The following is a 16,673-nucleotide window of genomic DNA, read 5'->3' on the forward strand; positions in this document are numbered from 1 at the left end:
GAGTTAAAATAGAAAATATAAAACCAGAGTTTATTATAAAAAAAATGCTGATATAAATTTATATCAGCATTTTTTTATGATTAGAAGCGAAAGCTATTTTTTTGCAACAGCATCGTAATTTTCTTCTACTTTTCTCCAATTAATTACATTGAAAAATGCATCGATATAATTTTTTCTTCGGTATTGGTAATCTAAATAATAAGCATGCTCCCATACGTCTAAAGCTAATATTGGAGTTCCCGGAACAACAGCATTACGCATCAAAGGATTGTCTTGATTTGGAGTACTAGTCACTTGCAGTTTTCCAGATCTGTCTACTACAAGCCAAGCCCAACCGGAACCAAATTGTTTTGTAGCTTCATCTTTAAATAAACTAGTAAAGTTTTCAAAGGAACCAAAATCTTTAATAATTGCTTCAGATAATGCATTTGTTGGTTCACCTCCAGCTTTTGGTGCCATGCATTTCCAATATAAGGAATGATTGTAAAATCCACCGGCATTATTACGCAGTGTAGCATCGTTAGGATCTAATTTGGCTAATACTTCTTCTATAGTCAGATTTTCTAATGGAGTTCCTAATACAGCTCTGTTCAAATTGTTTGTATAGGTCAGATAATGCTTGGAATAATGCATTTCTAAGGTTGTTGCTGATATATTTAGTGCTAGAGCATCATAGGCATAAGGAAGTTTTTCAAGTTGAAATGATCCTTCATCTGCCTTCACATCATCTGGGGAACCAACCACCACTTTTTCTTCAACAACAGGAAGAGGAACATCAACCACTTCAGTTAATTTTTTATCATTACAAGAAAGTAAAAGTGTAAATAGAAATAAAACTGGAATTGAAAGGCCTATCTTTTTCATAATTGATTACTGTTTTTATTTAGAAAATGAATCATTTCTATATATTGTTCTTTGGCTTCATCTGGCGTGAGGTGGCTAATCTGCATCCAAGCATTAGTTTTAAATGCATCTCTTAAATGATAGGTAGAAGTTTGCTTTAGATCTAGAGTGCCAAAAGTAGCTTGTTTATAGAATGCATAAAGCCGCAATTGGACATCTTGTGGCAACTCTGCCTGTGTCATTTTAGAGGCTATTTCTACCGCTTCAAGAAATCGAGTATCTAAATTTTTTTCAATCATTCTCCTTTTGTAGCAATAATTGTTTTTCCTCCAATTGCTTTTTGATTCAAAACAACATTTATTGGTGTTCCTAATGGTAAAAAGATATCTACTCTTGAACCAAATTTTATAAATCCAGCATCCGTTCCTTGAATTACCTGCATTCCTTCTTCGGCATAATTTACGATTCTTCGCGCCAAAGCTCCGGCAATTTGACGGTATAAAATTTCACCAAAAGTTTTATTTTCGATTACAACCGTAGTTCTTTCGTTTTCTTCACTAGCTTTAGGATGCCAAGCCACTAAGAATTTTCCAGGATGGTATTTGCTGAATTTTACAATTCCACTCAAGCCATAACGCGTAACATGAACGTTTATTGGAGACATGAAAATAGATATTTGTAGACGCTTGTCTTTGAAATATTCGCTTTCAAACACTTCTTCAATTACAACTACTTTTCCATCAACGGGAGCTAGAATGTGATTTTCATTGATTATCACAGTTCTTTTTGGATTTCTAAAAAATTGTAATATGATAATCAAAAGCAATAAGGCTGCTATTTGTATTGCCATTTTAATCCAATTGGTGTCAATAAAATTGTCAGTCAATAAAAGGACTACAGCTACGAAAATTGATCCAAATAAAATCGATTGGGTTCCTTCTTTATGAAACATAGTTTAAAATTTGATAAAATAAAAATATAATTGGTGCTACAAATATAACACTATCTAGTCGATCTAGTATGCCTCCATGACCAGGCATTATGTTTCCGCTATCTTTTACGCCTGCAATACGCTTGAATTTAGATTCGATTAAGTCTCCAATAGTGCCTGCAATTCCAACAATCACAGCTATAGATGTCCAAATTAGAACGGATCTGTCGCTAAATTCCGGATTAGCTTTGATGTAATATTTTGATATTAAATAACCTGCTAAAACTGCAAATACGATTCCTCCAAAGAATCCTTCAAATGTTTTTTTAGGTGATATTTTTTCGAATAATTTGGTTCGACCTATAGATTTACCTACAATATAAGCAAAGGTATCATTGGTCCAGATTAAGATAAATAATCCAATTATAATTTTTGGATTATAATCATTTATTCCAAATGAAATTTTAGTGATGAACACAAAAGGCAGTATAATATACCCTAACAAATACAAGTATTTTGATGAAGTGCTTATTTTTTGAATGTTATCATAAAATAAAAAAAGGATACATTTTATAGATACCACTAATGCAATGACCAATAGCACAATATCTAATTGTTTGACATTTATTGAAATTTCTAAATTAGTATTGAAAATTTTATTTATAGTATCTGTAGTGATTTGATTGTAATGACTCACTAAAGTTACTGTTGTGTATAAAGTTGTACCAAAAAGAATTGGAAATAATTTATGTATTTGAACTAAATTGCAAAATTCGTAAACTGCAATAATAAGAAAGACACCAAAAAGGATAAAAAAGCTTTCAGTAGAATATAAAATAGAAGCAAGTAATAATAGGATATAAATAGCTCCTGATATACCTCGTTTTAGAGTTTCATTCATCTTAAAGGTTTTCTAAAAGCAATAAATATAGATTTTTTGCTGAACTTCCGTATTGTGTGAAATCTTCTACTTTTGCTTTTTCAAAGTATTTTATAGTAGTAATATTGGTAGGATAGTCTCTTTCGTATTTCTTTTTTATTGCACTAAGCCCGTCACTTTTTGAATCAAGCATTTGACTTGTAGTTGCAATTACGATGATATTAGTTGGCAGCTCATTTGGTTTGTGCTGTTTTATTTGTTTAGAAGAAAATAATATAGAACCTTCTTCAGCAATTAAATTCTCACAATTAGCAAGAAGAAATTTCGGATTTGCAGGTTTATTATATACGAGTTTATTTTCGTCAAGCATTCCGAAAAGACTTGGTTCATAGCACAAAACTTCGCTTTCAAACCAATCATTTTCTTCGAGTATGTTTTCAAATTGTTCTTTTAGTTCTTCAGTATTTTCACAGTATAAAAACTTACCTCCATTTTTTTTAAAATTATAGATAAATTTTTCGTCTATAGAAGGCGTGTTATCAGAATGGGAACTGTTAAATTCACTTTCTTTATCTTCCTCTGATGCTGGATGGCTAGAACCAAAAAATTTTCTAAAAAGATTCATATTTATGTAAGATACTATATATTATTTGAAAACGTCCAAAGATAAAAAAATCTTAATTCAAAAGTAGTTTTTGAATTAAGATTTTAAAAATAATTAAATAATTTTGGTGTTTACTATGATACTACTTCATCAAGATTTTTATCAAAAGTTCTTTTTCCAAAAATTGCTTCTAAATCATCCTTGAAAATAACTTCTTTTTCAATTAGAATATCTGCCAGTTGATTTAGTTTTTCTTTATTTTCTTCTAAGATTTGAATAGCTCTTTGATACTGACTTTCAATTAGTAATGAAATTTCTTCGTCAATAACTCTAGCCGTTTCTTCTGAATATGGTTTAGATAAATTATATTCACTTTGCCCAGTTGAATCATAATAGGTTACATTACCAATTTTTTCATTCAATCCGTAAATAGTTACCATAGCACGTGCTTGTTTGGTCACTTTTTCTAAATCACTCAATGCACCAGTTGAAATCCTGTTGAAAGTTACTTTTTCAGCAGCTCTTCCACCCATTGTGGCACACATTTCATCAAGCATTTGGTCTGGACGAACAATTAATCGTTCTTCCGGTAAATACCACGCAGCACCTAAACTTTGTCCTCTAGGAACAATTGTTACTTTGATTAACGGAGCAGCATGTTCTAACATCCAACTTACCGTTGCGTGACCTGCTTCATGGATTGCAATTGCTTTCTTTTCATCAGGTGTAACAATTTTGTTTTTCTTTTCTAGACCACCAACAATTCTGTCAACAGCATCAAGGAAATCTTGTTTGTCAACAGCAGTTTTGTTATTTCTGGCAGCAATCAAAGCAGCTTCATTACATACATTTGCAATATCAGCACCAGAAAATCCTGGAGTTTGTTTGGCCAAAAATTCAGTATCTAATCCTTCAATTTTTTTCAACGGAGCAAGGTGAACTTTAAAAATTTCAGCTCTTTCGCGAATATCTGGCAAGTCTACAAAAATTTGTCTGTCAAAACGGCCAGCACGCATTAAAGCTTTGTCAAGTACATCGGCTCTGTTTGTTGCAGCTAAAACGATCACGTTAGAATTAGTTCCAAAACCATCCATTTCTGTCAGCAATTGGTTCAATGTATTTTCACGTTCGTCATTTCCACCGGACATATTACTTTTTCCTCTAGCTCTACCTACTGCATCTATTTCATCAATAAAAATAATTGCAGGAGATTTTTCTTTGGCTTGTTTGAACAAATCACGTACACGTGATGCTCCCACACCAACAAACATTTCAACAAAATCTGAACCTGATAAAGAGAAAAATGGTACTTGAGCTTCACCAGCTACGGCTTTTGCCAATAATGTTTTACCTGTTCCCGGAGGTCCAACGAGTAAAGCTCCTTTTGGAATTTTACCACCCAGATTGGTATATTTTTCAGGGTTTTTAAGGAATTCAACAATTTCTTGAATTTCTTCTTTTGCACCTTCTAAACCAGCTACGTCTTTAAAAGTAGTTTTGATATCTGTTTTTTCATCAAAAAGTTTAGCTTTTGATTTTCCAATATTGAAAATCTGTCCACCACCTCCAGCTCCGCCGCCAGACATTTTTCTCATGATAAATATCCAAACTGCAATAATGATTATGATAGGTAACAAACTAATCAGGATATCTGACCAATTGCTTTTTGCCAAGAAGTTAAAATCTTTCAATTTACCTTCTGCAACAGCTTTCTCTAATTTGTTCTGAAATATTTGATCATTACCAATGTCAAACGTGTAGTGTGGTCCTTTGTTAGGTCTGTCGAAAACATCTTTAGAAACTTTCTTGTGCGCAGCATCTTTCAATGCAGCAGCGTTAAGAAATACTTCTGCTTCTGTCTTATTGTATACGATAACTTTTTCAATTTGTCCTTTTTCTAAATAGTCATTAAATTTAGAAGAGGTCAATTGTCCTGGTTCGTTTAGACTTGAACCATTAGTTATAAAACTTATAAATAAGAAAATTAATAATATTGCAGTATAGATTAGCCAAGGGCTTACTTTAAACTTATTCGGATTTGGATTATTTTCTTTAGCCATTACTACGGATTATATGTCTTTAGTATTTGTTTTCTATGGTCGTTATTTTAGCATCGCCCCATAAGCTTTCGATGTTGTAGTATTCACGGATGTGTTTTTGAAATACATGAACTACAATATTAACATAATCCATTAATACCCATTCCGCATTATCAGTACCTTCAACATGCCAAGGCTTGTCTTTTAATTCTTTTGAAACTGTTTTTTGTACGGAGTTGACTATTGCGTTAACTTGTGTATTTGAATTTCCATTACAGATTACAAAATAGTCACAAACTGCAGTGTCTATTTCTCTTAAATCAAGAATAGTGATATCATTTCCTTTTACTTCTTCTATCCCTTTAATGATATTCGCCAATAGGACGTCATTATTTATAGTCTTTTTCGCCATGAATTATTTTTATATAAGTTTGTAAAGTTACCATTTTTTGTGATTATTTTTGAACCTTAACACAATATTAAATTCTGTTTCACAAAAAAACGTATATGAAAGTAATCAAACTCGATGCCATAGATTCTACAAACGAATTCCTTAAAGGGTTATCGAATAAACAAGAGCTCGAAAACTTGACTGTTGTTACCGCAGAGAATCAAACAAAAGGGAAAGGTCAAATGGGCGCTGTTTGGACTTCTGAGGCGAGTAAAAACTTAACAATGAGTATTTTGGTTAAGGATTTTTTATCGGATATTTGTCAAATTTATAATCTGAATATTGTAGTTTCACTTGCCGTAATTACTGTTTTGGAAACATTTAAGATTCCTGATCTTAGTATTAAATGGCCTAACGACATAATGTCATATAATAAAAAAATAGGTGGCATTTTGATAGAAAATAGTATAAAAAGTGATGGTACTATAATTTCTATTGTCGGTTTAGGTCTAAATGTGAATCAAACTAATTTTGAAAATTTACCAAAAGCATCTTCTTTAGCGGTAATTTCTACATCTGAATTCGATAAGGAAGTCTTGCTTTCTTCCATTATAGATCAAATGGAGAAAAGTATAGTGTTATGGAAACAGCATCCTGATATCTTATGGTCTGACTACACTGATAAATTATATAAAAAAGGGATACCAATGCCTTTTTCAGGTAAAAATAATACTAATTTTATGGGTATTATTCAAGGGATTTCTTCGGTTGGGAAACTTCAGATTCTTTTGGAAGACGACAGTATTTCTGAGTTTGATATCAAGGAAATTCAAATGCTATATTGAGGATAAAATTTATAATACAAAAGGATCGCCTAAATAGAATTTTATTAGCGCATTGTTGTATAGTAACTCATATTTTGATTGGATTAACTCTGCTTGGGAATTATTAAAGTTCATTTTTGTTATATTTAATTCATTGATGTTAATCTTACCTAATTCAAATTTTAAGGCATCGGCTTCATAACTTTTTTTAGAAAATTCATAAGCAATTGCTGCTGACTCATTTTTTTTTATAGATGTTTTTGTATCGTTGATGGCCTTTAAAATTTCTTTCGAAAGACGGTTTTGTTCGATTTGAGTCTCTAATTTGGATTGTTTATAGTTGAGTTTACTGATTTTAATTTTTGAAGCATTTTCTAACTGACTAAAAATAGGAATTGATAAATTGAATCGAAGTCCTTTTGAAAGATTGGCATCAAATTGTTCTTTAAACGGTACAAAAGGATCTTTGACAGTATAAAAAGAACCATACGAAAAACGCATGCTTAATGAAGGATATAATAATGCCTTTGAAATGGAAAGTTCATTTCGTGTTTTTTTTTCTTTTAAAACATTCATCAAATAAGAAGGATTTATTTTGACAGCTTTGTTAGCCAAAGAAAATTGGTTTTCATTTATTTCTAAATTTTCATAGCGTTCTAAATTAGGTTTTAGTAAGATGATTTCTTTTTCTAAAGAAATATTTATTAATTGCTTTAGACTGATTAAATTATCTGCTAAAGTGTTTTGGTTGGTTAGTAAATTCAATTCCTCAGTGGCTTTTTGGGATTTTATTTTAAACACTTCACTTTCAGATATCACTCCGGAATCAAACTTTAAAACAGCTACTTCCAGTTGTTTTTTACTCGATTTTATTTGTTCCTGATTGGATAAAATAATTTCTTGCAAATATAAAATAGTGATGTATTTTTGGGCAAGATCGATTGTGATTTCATTTTCAATTTTTTTAATATTGGCTTCATTTATTTTCATATCCTGTTTAGCTGATTTGATAGAATTTAGGGTCGAAAAACCAGAGAATAAATTATAAGATGCGCCAATATTTCCGGAATAATTTTCTATTTTTTTGTCAACAAATAAATTAGTGTCAGGATCTATTTCTCTACCCCATGAATTTTTGTTTTCAACCGTTGCATTTATAGAGGGTAATAATTTCCCATAGCTGGATTTATATTCATTAGTAGCTATTTCTCCGGAAACGACTGCGCTTTTCAGGGATAAATTATTTTTTATTGCTAAATCTAAGCAATCAGCAAAAGACACAAAATCCTGTCCAAACGATGAATTTGAAAACATAAGAAACACTACAAAAAAAATGGAATTCTTCATAACGACTAGTTAAGATTACTATCAATTTTGTTGAATAATTTTTTGATGATGTATTGATAAAGCTTCATTTTTTCGATAATCACTTCTCCTTTAAGTTTATAACCTGCCTTTAGGTTAATGTTTGGATTGTACTTTTTTATGTTTGCCAAACAGTAAAATGTTTGATCTACATCCGATGGAGAAACATAGGTAATTGTTCCTTTAATAGCACCAAATCGATAATAATTATAGGCATCCAGTTTCAAATTAATTTCTTGGCCTTTTCTTATGTAAGCAAGGTCTTTTTCATCTAAAATTACTTTTGCGTAAAAGGCTTCTCTTTTTGGGGCAATTATAGTGAGAATATCTCCTTTGTTGATAATTTCCAGATTTTGCCTAGCGTTATAAAGATTAGAAACAGTTCCTTCGATTGGGGATATTACAAGCAATTTACCTAACTCATCAGAAATATAAGTAAGATTGGATTTTCCATCCTTAATTTGTGTTTGAAGCTCAACAATATCACGCAGGTAATTATGAATTTGATTCTCTACATCAATAATGTTGCGCCGCAAATCGTTATTTGTTTTTTGATAATTATTGGATAAATTTTCAAAATCATAATTCTTTACATGATAGTTAGATTGAATATCCAACTGCCCTTTTTGATCATCTAAATTCCTGTTTTTTGTTTCGGTCATCTCATATCTAGAAATGGCTCCTTTAGTATAAAGCAAGGAATCAGTTTGGAATTTATTTGTTAAGATTGAAGTTTGTTGTGAGGATAAATTTATTTTAGTATTCAAAGAACTTATTTCCTGTTCTGCTTTTTTACGATCCGTTTTATAAATTTTTGATTGGATTTCCAATAATTGTTTTAAAGAGTTTTTCCGATTGATTGTATTGAAAATCAATTTATTTATAATATTTATTTTGTTTTTCATTCCGGAAACATTTGTATTTAAGATGTCATAATCAGATTTGGTTTTTTTATTTTCAAGTACAAAAAGTGTATCTCCTTTTTGTACTTCCTGACCTTCTTTCACTCGTACTTTTAAAACTTTCACTTCATTTGGTGCGTTTATTTTTAGTTGGGGAGTATCAGAAAAGATTTGTCCTTCTTTAAAACTTACCGTATCGTTCATTTTTATGGTAAAAATTAAAAAGACTATAATTATAAGAAATGCTATCAAAACTCGATTTAGAATTTTAATAAACCGGATCGATTTCGTGTTGTAATAAAAAGAGTTCTCCATTTGCTATTTTATATTTTTTAGAAAAATTGATATTAGTGATGGGTTCGTGAGAAATGATGATATACGTTTTTATAAGGTCTTCATCAATCATCGTTTCTATTTTATTTCTGGATTCGAGATCCATTCCTGAAAGGACTTCATCTAGAATGATAAGTTCAGCATCTGAAAATAGTGCCCGAAGCAAGAGGATTTTTTTGCGTTGCCCAGTGGAAAGATTTTTCCCGTTTTCGTTAATAATAAATTCCAGTCCATCATCTTTTGAAGCAATAAATTCATAAAAATTAATTTGTTTTGCCATATCTAAAATTGCTGTAACGGTTATCTCTTTTCCTAAAATAATGTTGTTTTGAATTGTGTCATTGAACAGAGTATCCTCATTGGTCACTAATAAAATTTTATCCCGCATTTTATCATCGTTATAAAATTTCTTATCCTTTTCATTTATAAGAATCGAGCCTGAATTGGGATGGTAAAGTGTTGTTAATACTTTGCTGAAGGTTGATTTTCCAGAGCCATTTTGTCCTTCTATTTTTATTTTTTCGCCTTTTCGTATTTTTAAATTAATATCTTTTAATACAAATTCATCGGGTAGATAACCGTAATTCAGATTCTGAAATTCAATTTTTTCAATGTTGAAATCCTGAATTCCTTTTTTAGAGATTTTTTTTGTTTTTTCATCAAAATCCAAATATCTCTTTAGGATGACTTCGTTCTCCTGAAGTGTCAGATTGTCATCTAAAATGCCTTTCAAAGAAGAAAATATTTTTGAAGAAAGCGCTATAAAAGTCACAATTTGGCCCAATGTAATTATTTGGGTTTCAATAGCTGATTTTGTCAAAAATAAAATGATAAAAATCGTGGAAACAATTACTATCAGGGCAACAAAAATTTTATTTAATAAATCAATGTACCCGTTTCTTAGCTGAATTTTTAAATATTCATTGATGCTTATGAAAATTTTATTGGAATGAAAACGTTCTATTTTGAAACTTTTAATAACCTGTATTCCATCAACTTTCTCCATCATTTTAGAAAGAAAATCGGCTTTGCGAATGTAGCGCAGTCTTTCATTTTGCTTCAAATAAGGTGTAATGAATTTAAACCAAAGAAAAAATAAAATCATTACACCCAGTACAATTAATGTTAGCGTTTTATCTATAAAAAATAAAATGCATAATGAATAAATAGACACGCTTACATCCACTAATATATTGGTGAAAAACTTCATGAAAAAGCTTTTTAGTTTCAGCGAATCACTCACGCGTTCCATTAAATCCCCTTTTTTGTAGGAGTGAATATAGGAAAGGGATGAATTATTTATTTTTTTGTCGAAAGAAAATAGAAAATATTTATCTAAAGCATTTCCTAAATGAATCCCCACAAAGTTCTTATAGACAGTAGTGAAAATGTCGAAAATTTTATAAATTCCTAAACCTGCAGCAAACAAAACTAGCGTGTTCAAATTATAGGTTGGAAGGACATTGTCAATCATGATTTGATTGGTAAAGACTGCAATTTGAGCAGTAGCAGCTGAAAACAAAGCCGCAAAAATATAGATGTACCAAAGTTTTTTATATTCCCCTAATTGTTTGAATAATTGCCAATATAAACTTCCGTTTTCTTCTTCAGGATAGGATTGCTGTGTGTCTTTTTCCTCTTCTATTGCTTTTACCACAAGAATCAAAGGAGAATTGTTTTTTATCTTTCCTTTTTCTAATTCCAGTATTTTAAAACTATTTGGGACACTGGAAATTTCTTGGTTTTTTAGTAAATCGGTTAGAAAATTCCTTTCTGCTAGCAGGTCTTTAAAACCAAAACTGTCTTTTAGATATTTAAAGTAAGTGAGCTTATTGAAAAGGACCGCATGACCATTTTCAATTAAGGTATTCTCAAAATTAATTTGATAATCTGATAAATCCTGTGAACAGATTGCTATTATTTTATCTTCAGTATCTGCTAGATCCCAATGATTTTTGATGAAATAAGATTTTTTTTTCATCTCCTGTAGGGACAAATAGTATTGACTTCCTTTGCTAGGGTCATATATTTTTAGGCGGTTATTTTTTATATCATTCACCACAATATAATGCAAGCCATTTTTATTTTCAATGGGTAAAATAAAAGGGAATAATTCTTGTAAACTTGCCTCATTACCTCCAATATAATTAATATCAAATAGTTTGAATTGAGCCTTAAATCCATTTGAATTCAAGAAGTTTTTAATATCTGAAATTCGAGATCCTTTTTCTTCCAATGGTATATTCTGCTCGATATATCTTCGAGAAATATTCTTTCCGTAAATGTTATAAATCGTTTTGATTGCGCTAATTCCGCAATCGTTGCTCTTTAATTGAGGATCAGTAATTGGCATAGATCAATTGAGTTTTTTTCTCTGGTTATGGGGCCAACTAGATTTAAATTATTTATTAACTATTTAATAATCAGTAATTTACTAATATTAAATGATTGTTGTGATTTTTCCCCATAACAAACCTAAAAACTCGGTAAATGACAATTATTGACTTTTTTATACAAAAAAAAGTCTCTCAGTTTGCACTAAAAGACTTTTGTAATATTATTTTATTGTTACTATTTAAATAGTTTTTTACAATTTATTCATATTGCCAGCTAAAGTTTCGATAAATTTCCCAATTGGACCTTTTATCATCATAGCCATCATAGGATTGAAATCACCTTCAAAATCAAGTTTTACATCACTTGAAGTTTCAGAAACAGCATCAATATTTGCTATCAATGTAAACGGTAATTTATCACTTGCAGCGCCCAGAACTACTTTGCTTGGAGCCACTTTCTCTTTCATTTTCAATTTTATTTCGGGCATGCCTTTTAAACCAAAAATAAATGCGTCGTCACCAATAACTTCAAATTTAGCAATGTTATCAGGCATTAATTTTTGAAAATTTTTAACATCACTCAATAAATCAAACATTTCTTGAGCTGGTTTTTGAACAGTAACTTTTGGACTTTCTAAGTTCATGGTTTTTATTTTTATTTTTTAATTTAGACTTCAGTATTCCAAGTAGACGGACTTGAATTCCATTCTCTTAGTGTTAATTCTTCATCCTCAGTGATATATCTTTTAGCAACCGCCAAATTCAATAAGTTTGGATAATTACTTAAAGTAAATAAATCAACATTTGCGTTTTTGAAATTTTCTTCTGCAACATCAAAGCCGTAAGTAAAGATTGCAGCCATACCTTTGACATTGGCTCCCGCTTCACGCAAAGCTTCAACAGCAAGTAAACTACTGTTTCCCGTACTGATTAAATCTTCTACAACGACTACATTTTGTCCTTTTTGTAAAAAACCTTCTACTTGATTTAGTCTGCCATGTTTCTTAGGTTCAGGGCGTACATATACAAATGGCAGCCCCATACTTTCCGCTACCAGCATACCAATTCCTATTGCTCCAGTGGCAACACCGGCAATAACATCTGGTTTACCAAATTGTTTTTCAATATTCTTGGAAAATTCATCCCGAATATAATTTCTTACAGCTGGAAATGAGAGGATTAATCTGTTATCACAATAAATAGGTGATTTCCATCCAGAAGCCCATGTAAAAGGATTTCCTGGATTCAATTTAATTGCATTTATTTGCAAAAGAAATTCGGCTGTTTTTTCGGCGGTATCTTTATTAAAAATCATACTACAAATGTATAAAGTTTTTGTTAACGACAAACCACTTTTTTTGACAAATCATATCTCTAAGGAGACAGATTTTCAATTATTTCTATTAGAAAGTATTGACATAGAGCAACTTATAGTTAAAATCTTTCAAAATAAAATTCAAAAAGCGTACTTATATCATGCTGATGAAAGCGTTATTATGAAGACTTTGAAAGCAAAAATTCCTGTTTGCAAAGCGGGAGGAGGCTTGGTGTATAATAAAAAAGGTGAAGTCCTATTCATTTTTAGAAACGGGAAATGGGATTTACCCAAAGGCGGTATCAAAAAAGGAGAGGAAATTGAGGATACAGCTGTGCGTGAAGTAGAGGAGGAGACTGGGGTAAATGGGCTGTCAATATCTCACAAACTTCAAAAAACATATCATGTTTTTAGGCGTAATGGAAAATATAAGTTGAAAATCACACATTGGTTCGAAATGCAAACTAATTTTGATGGTACACTTCAAGGACAATTAGAAGAAGGAATCGAAAAAGTAGCCTGGTTAAATCCAGAACAAATTCAAGGTGCTTTAAAAAATTCCTATGAAAACATAAAATTATTGTTTGAAGAGGAAAAAATTATATAAAAGAAATGCCCCCATAAAGTCAACACTATTTGGGGGCATTTCTTAAAAAAAAAGGAGTTTTTATTTTAAAATGCGATAGACTGGATATTGTAAATGCGCCTTTTCATAATAAACCGACTGTTTGTAAATCCAGTCGAGTTGCGCTTCCGGATTATTGATAAAATTCACATCGCTTTGTTTTTTTAAATCAAATTCGGCTTTTAATTTTGGATTTTCTTTTAAAATATGTGTCGCTGAATCTTCAAAAACATAATCTGAATAACCTTCTTTTTGTTGCAACATCGTATCGAAAAAGTTCCAGTTGAAGAAAGAATCGATTGCTTCTGGTTCTAATGTTTCCAATAAATATTTGATTCCCTTTTGTTGCGTAGGAATTATGTAATCTCCTTTGGCGAAAGCCACTTTCTCCATTTTAGAAGTTACCGAAGTGTTTCGGTGCAAATAATGTCCTTCGTAAGCAGAATTTGTCGTTTTAAAATCCGCAATTCTGTAACTTTCAACTTCAATTATGGTGTCGTTTTTTAGTTGGGAATAGGTAATTGTATTACTTTTTAATAATTCAATAACTGGCCAAAATCCTTTTGGAATAATGTACGCTTTCGGAATTATTATTTCTTTTGTGGATTTGAATTCTTTGCTGTACGGAATGTCTTTTTTGAATGGTTTTGTACGGTCATAAAACAATCGATTTCCTGATGTTACGTCACTTTTCTTATAACTGGCTTCATAGCCTAAAAAAGAAAACGGAACCGTTTTCGTACTGTCAATTTCCCACTTAATGGTGTACGATTTCTTTGGTTGGTACTGCTCTTCATTTTTCAAACGCAGTTGTTTTATTTTTTTGTAATTAGTATCTGTAAAATCGATTGCTGAACGCATGTATTCGTATGTCACTTTCACACGATCTGCATATTTTTTAAGCATGTGCGTTTCCACGACAAATCCTATTGTGTTGAATAACGAAGTGTAACCTGTTGCAAATCTTGGGCTTTCAAAAAATTGACCAAAACCTTTGTCTGGTGTGTCCTGAAAAGCATTGACATAAGGCGTATTTTCGATATTCTTTTTTTGTAAATCTTGGATCAAAGCCGGCATCATTTCAGTATTTAAAAAATCTCCTAAAACAGTTCCCAATTTGTTATGTTGCGTCATAATGTACGTGAGTTTGTATTGGTAATCTGAACCATTGCTAACGTGATTGTCAATAAAAACATCAGCATTTATTTTATGGAAAATTTCCACAAAACTTTTAGTGTTTCGGGTATCGGACTTGATGAAATCGCGATTCAGATCATAGTTTCTCGCATTGCCACGAAAGCCATAGATTTCTGGTCCGTCCTGATTGGCTCTTGAAGTAGAATTTCTGTTTAAAGCTCCGCCTATATTATATACCGGAATACAAACAATAACCGTGTTTTTAGGGGCTTTTATTTTGCCTAAAGCTAAATCTCTAAACAATTGCATTGAAGCGTCAATTCCATCCGGTTCTCCTGCGTGAATAGCATTATTGAGTAGGATTACTGCTTTGTTTTTTTGGATGTTTCCAAAGTCAAATTGTTTTTCAGGATTAAAAATAACCATGTGCAAGGGTTCGCCACTGTCTGTCAATCCCATTTTTTGCATTTCGATAGTAGGAAAATCATCTGCCAAAAGTTTGTAATACGCGATTGTTTCTGGATAAGACGCTGATTGATTTCCATTGCCTTTTTCGAAAAAAGTATCGTATTTATTCGTTTTTTGTGCAAAAGTACTGATGGAGAGTAGTAAAAAAAGGAATGTGAAAAGTCTCATATTTCGGTTTTTAAATTGAATTTCAAATGTAGCTTTTTTTAGATAACTGTAGAAATGAATGTAATAAAAGGAATTTTTCGATTGAAATAGAATGAAATTTGGTAATTCAAAATTCATAAATCACAATTAAAAATTACCTTTGCACCAAATTGAAAAAATGAATAAGAAACACCATTCCAACAATATACTTTTGAATTTAGGCATCGAAAGCCTGAACGAAATGCAGGAAGTTGCACAAGATGCTATTCTGAATGACAATAATGTTTTATTGCTTTCGCCAACAGGTTCCGGGAAAACTTTGGCTTTTTTGTTGCCTATTTTAGAAATGTTACAACCAGAAATTCAATCGGTTCAATGTTTAGTTCTGGTTCCATCACGTGAATTAGGATTGCAGATTGAGCAAGTTTGGAAAAAAATGGGAACCGATTATAAAGTAAATGTATGTTACGGCGGACATTCCATTGATACTGAAATCAAGAATTTAAGCAATCCTCCAGCAGTTTTAATTGGAACTCCGGGAAGAATTGCTGATCATATCGACAGAGGAACTTTCCGTGTGGATAAAATCCAAACGCTGATTTTGGATGAATTTGATAAATCCTTACAATTGGGTTTCCATGAGCAAATGTCATTTATCATTGGAAAATTAACGAAACTGAATAAACGCGTTTTGGTTTCCGCTACTTCCGATATTGAGATTCCTCGATATACAAGAGTCGTTAATCCAACGATTTTGGATTTTATTCCAGAAAACGTAGCAGAAACGAATCTTTCGATGAAAATGGTGGTTTCGAAAGAAAAAGACAAAATTGGGAGTTTATTCAACTTGATTTGTTCGTTGAAATCACAGTCGGCTATTGTTTTTTGCAACCATCGTGATGCCGCAGAACGTATCAGTGATACATTGAATGAAAAAGGAATTTATGCCACGTATTATCATGGCGGAATGGATCAGGACGAAAGAGAACGCGCTTTAATCCAGTTTAGAAACGGAAGTGTAAGCTATTTAATCACAACTGATTTGGCTGCTCGTGGACTTGATATCCCCGAAATGAATCACGTAATTCATTATCACTTGCCATCTAAAGAAGACGAATTCACGCATAGAAACGGACGTACAGCGCGTATGTTGGCTTCTGGAACCGCGTATATTATTGCTCATGAAAGTGAGAAAAAAATGGATTACATTGATTACGGCATGGAAGCTTTGAAAGTGGAAAACTCCACTTCTTTACCAAAACCACCTGAATTTCAAACCATTTATATCAGTGGTGGAAAGAAAAATAAATTGAACAAAATTGATATCGTAGGTTTCTTTTCTCAGAAAGGGAAATTAGAAAAAGGCGATTTGGGATTAATCGAAGTGAAAGATTTTATCTCTTTTGCTGCCGTCAAATTCAACAAAGTAAAAGATTTATTGCACGCCATTAAAGACGAAAAAATGAAAGGCAAGAAGTTTAAAATTGAAGTCGCTCGAAAAGTGATTAAGAAAGAAGAGGAAAATTAGTGTTC

Annotated in this window: 16 protein-coding genes; 3 read left to right on the forward strand and 13 right to left on the reverse strand. The window is 31.6% G+C overall.

The genetic code is table 11. The annotated features are described in order from the left end of the window. Positions 1-93: 93 nt before the first annotated feature. The 7 genes from BMX64_RS05440 to rsfS all read right to left on the reverse strand — a co-directional run bounded on the left by BMX64_RS05440 (position 94) and on the right by rsfS (position 5,709). Entirely contained in the window at positions 94-864 is a 771-nt protein-coding gene (locus tag BMX64_RS05440) for a superoxide dismutase (RefSeq protein WP_091166930.1), read from the reverse strand. Next, the gene (locus BMX64_RS05445) at positions 861-1,142 is read right to left on the reverse strand and encodes an acyl-CoA-binding protein (RefSeq protein ID WP_091166932.1); all 282 of its coding nucleotides are present in this window, start codon (positions 1,140-1,142) and stop codon (positions 861-863) included. Before BMX64_RS05445 ends, BMX64_RS05440 begins: the two co-directional genes overlap by 4 nt. Then, complete coding sequence (locus tag BMX64_RS05450; protein WP_091166934.1) at positions 1,139-1,795, reverse strand: phosphatidylserine decarboxylase family protein; 657 nt, start codon at positions 1,793-1,795, stop codon at positions 1,139-1,141. Before BMX64_RS05450 ends, BMX64_RS05445 begins: the two co-directional genes overlap by 4 nt. Further along, positions 1,785-2,675, reverse strand: a complete 891-nt coding sequence (locus BMX64_RS05455; protein WP_091166937.1) for a phosphatidate cytidylyltransferase — start codon at positions 2,673-2,675, stop codon at positions 1,785-1,787. Before BMX64_RS05455 ends, BMX64_RS05450 begins: the two co-directional genes overlap by 11 nt. 1 nt (position 2,676) lies before the next feature. Then, a complete protein-coding gene (locus tag BMX64_RS05460) occupies positions 2,677-3,279 on the reverse strand; it encodes a lactate utilization protein B/C (RefSeq protein ID WP_091166938.1) in 603 nt (200 codons plus the stop codon). Positions 3,280-3,392: 113 nt separating this feature from the next. After that, positions 3,393-5,318: an ATP-dependent zinc metalloprotease FtsH gene (gene ftsH / locus BMX64_RS05465; protein ID WP_091166940.1), complete on the reverse strand. Its 1,926-nt coding sequence runs from the start codon at positions 5,316-5,318 to the stop codon at positions 3,393-3,395. A 19-nt stretch (positions 5,319-5,337) separates the two neighbouring features. After that, positions 5,338-5,709, reverse strand: a complete 372-nt coding sequence (gene rsfS / locus BMX64_RS05470; protein WP_091166943.1) for a ribosome silencing factor — start codon at positions 5,707-5,709, stop codon at positions 5,338-5,340. Between the two features lie 95 nt (positions 5,710-5,804). Between rsfS and BMX64_RS05475 the strand changes: the two genes are divergently transcribed. Continuing rightward, positions 5,805-6,533, forward strand: a complete 729-nt coding sequence (locus BMX64_RS05475; protein ID WP_091166944.1) for a biotin--[acetyl-CoA-carboxylase] ligase — start codon at positions 5,805-5,807, stop codon at positions 6,531-6,533. Between the two features lie 9 nt (positions 6,534-6,542). Here the strand turns inward: BMX64_RS05475 and BMX64_RS05480 are convergent, their stop codons facing one another. The 5 genes from BMX64_RS05480 to pyrE form a co-directional block, all read right to left on the reverse strand. Beyond that, the gene (locus BMX64_RS05480) at positions 6,543-7,859 is read right to left on the reverse strand and encodes a TolC family protein (protein WP_091166946.1); all 1,317 of its coding nucleotides are present in this window, start codon (positions 7,857-7,859) and stop codon (positions 6,543-6,545) included. Positions 7,860-7,864: 5 nt separating this feature from the next. Next, the gene (locus tag BMX64_RS05485) at positions 7,865-8,983 is read right to left on the reverse strand and encodes a beta-barrel domain-containing protein (protein WP_167543023.1); all 1,119 of its coding nucleotides are present in this window, start codon (positions 8,981-8,983) and stop codon (positions 7,865-7,867) included. A gap of 64 nt (positions 8,984-9,047) precedes the next feature. Continuing rightward, a complete protein-coding gene (locus tag BMX64_RS05490; protein WP_091166949.1) occupies positions 9,048-11,465 on the reverse strand; it encodes an ATP-binding cassette domain-containing protein in 2,418 nt (805 codons plus the stop codon). A gap of 234 nt (positions 11,466-11,699) precedes the next feature. Continuing rightward, the gene (locus BMX64_RS05495) at positions 11,700-12,092 is read right to left on the reverse strand and encodes an SRPBCC family protein (protein WP_091166951.1); all 393 of its coding nucleotides are present in this window, start codon (positions 12,090-12,092) and stop codon (positions 11,700-11,702) included. Between the two features lie 23 nt (positions 12,093-12,115). Continuing rightward, entirely contained in the window at positions 12,116-12,763 is a 648-nt protein-coding gene (pyrE, locus tag BMX64_RS05500) for an orotate phosphoribosyltransferase (protein ID WP_091168062.1), read from the reverse strand. Between the two features lie 7 nt (positions 12,764-12,770). Between pyrE and BMX64_RS05505 the strand changes: the two genes are divergently transcribed. Further along, positions 12,771-13,370 carry an NUDIX hydrolase gene (locus BMX64_RS05505; protein ID WP_091168065.1) on the forward strand — a complete coding sequence of 200 codons (600 nt, stop codon included), beginning with the start codon at positions 12,771-12,773 and terminating at the stop codon, positions 13,368-13,370. Positions 13,371-13,430: 60 nt separating this feature from the next. Here the strand turns inward: BMX64_RS05505 and BMX64_RS05510 are convergent, their stop codons facing one another. After that, entirely contained in the window at positions 13,431-15,161 is a 1,731-nt protein-coding gene (locus BMX64_RS05510) for a M14 family metallopeptidase (protein WP_091169013.1), read from the reverse strand. Between the two features lie 157 nt (positions 15,162-15,318). Between BMX64_RS05510 and BMX64_RS05515 the strand changes: the two genes are divergently transcribed. Then, positions 15,319-16,668, forward strand: coding sequence for a DEAD/DEAH box helicase (locus tag BMX64_RS05515; RefSeq protein WP_091168069.1), 1,350 nt, complete (start codon positions 15,319-15,321; stop codon positions 16,666-16,668). Positions 16,669-16,673: the final 5 nt, after the last annotated feature.

Source organism: Flavobacterium sinopsychrotolerans, assembly GCF_900110375.1.
GTDB classification, from domain to species: domain Bacteria; phylum Bacteroidota; class Bacteroidia; order Flavobacteriales; family Flavobacteriaceae; genus Flavobacterium; species Flavobacterium sinopsychrotolerans.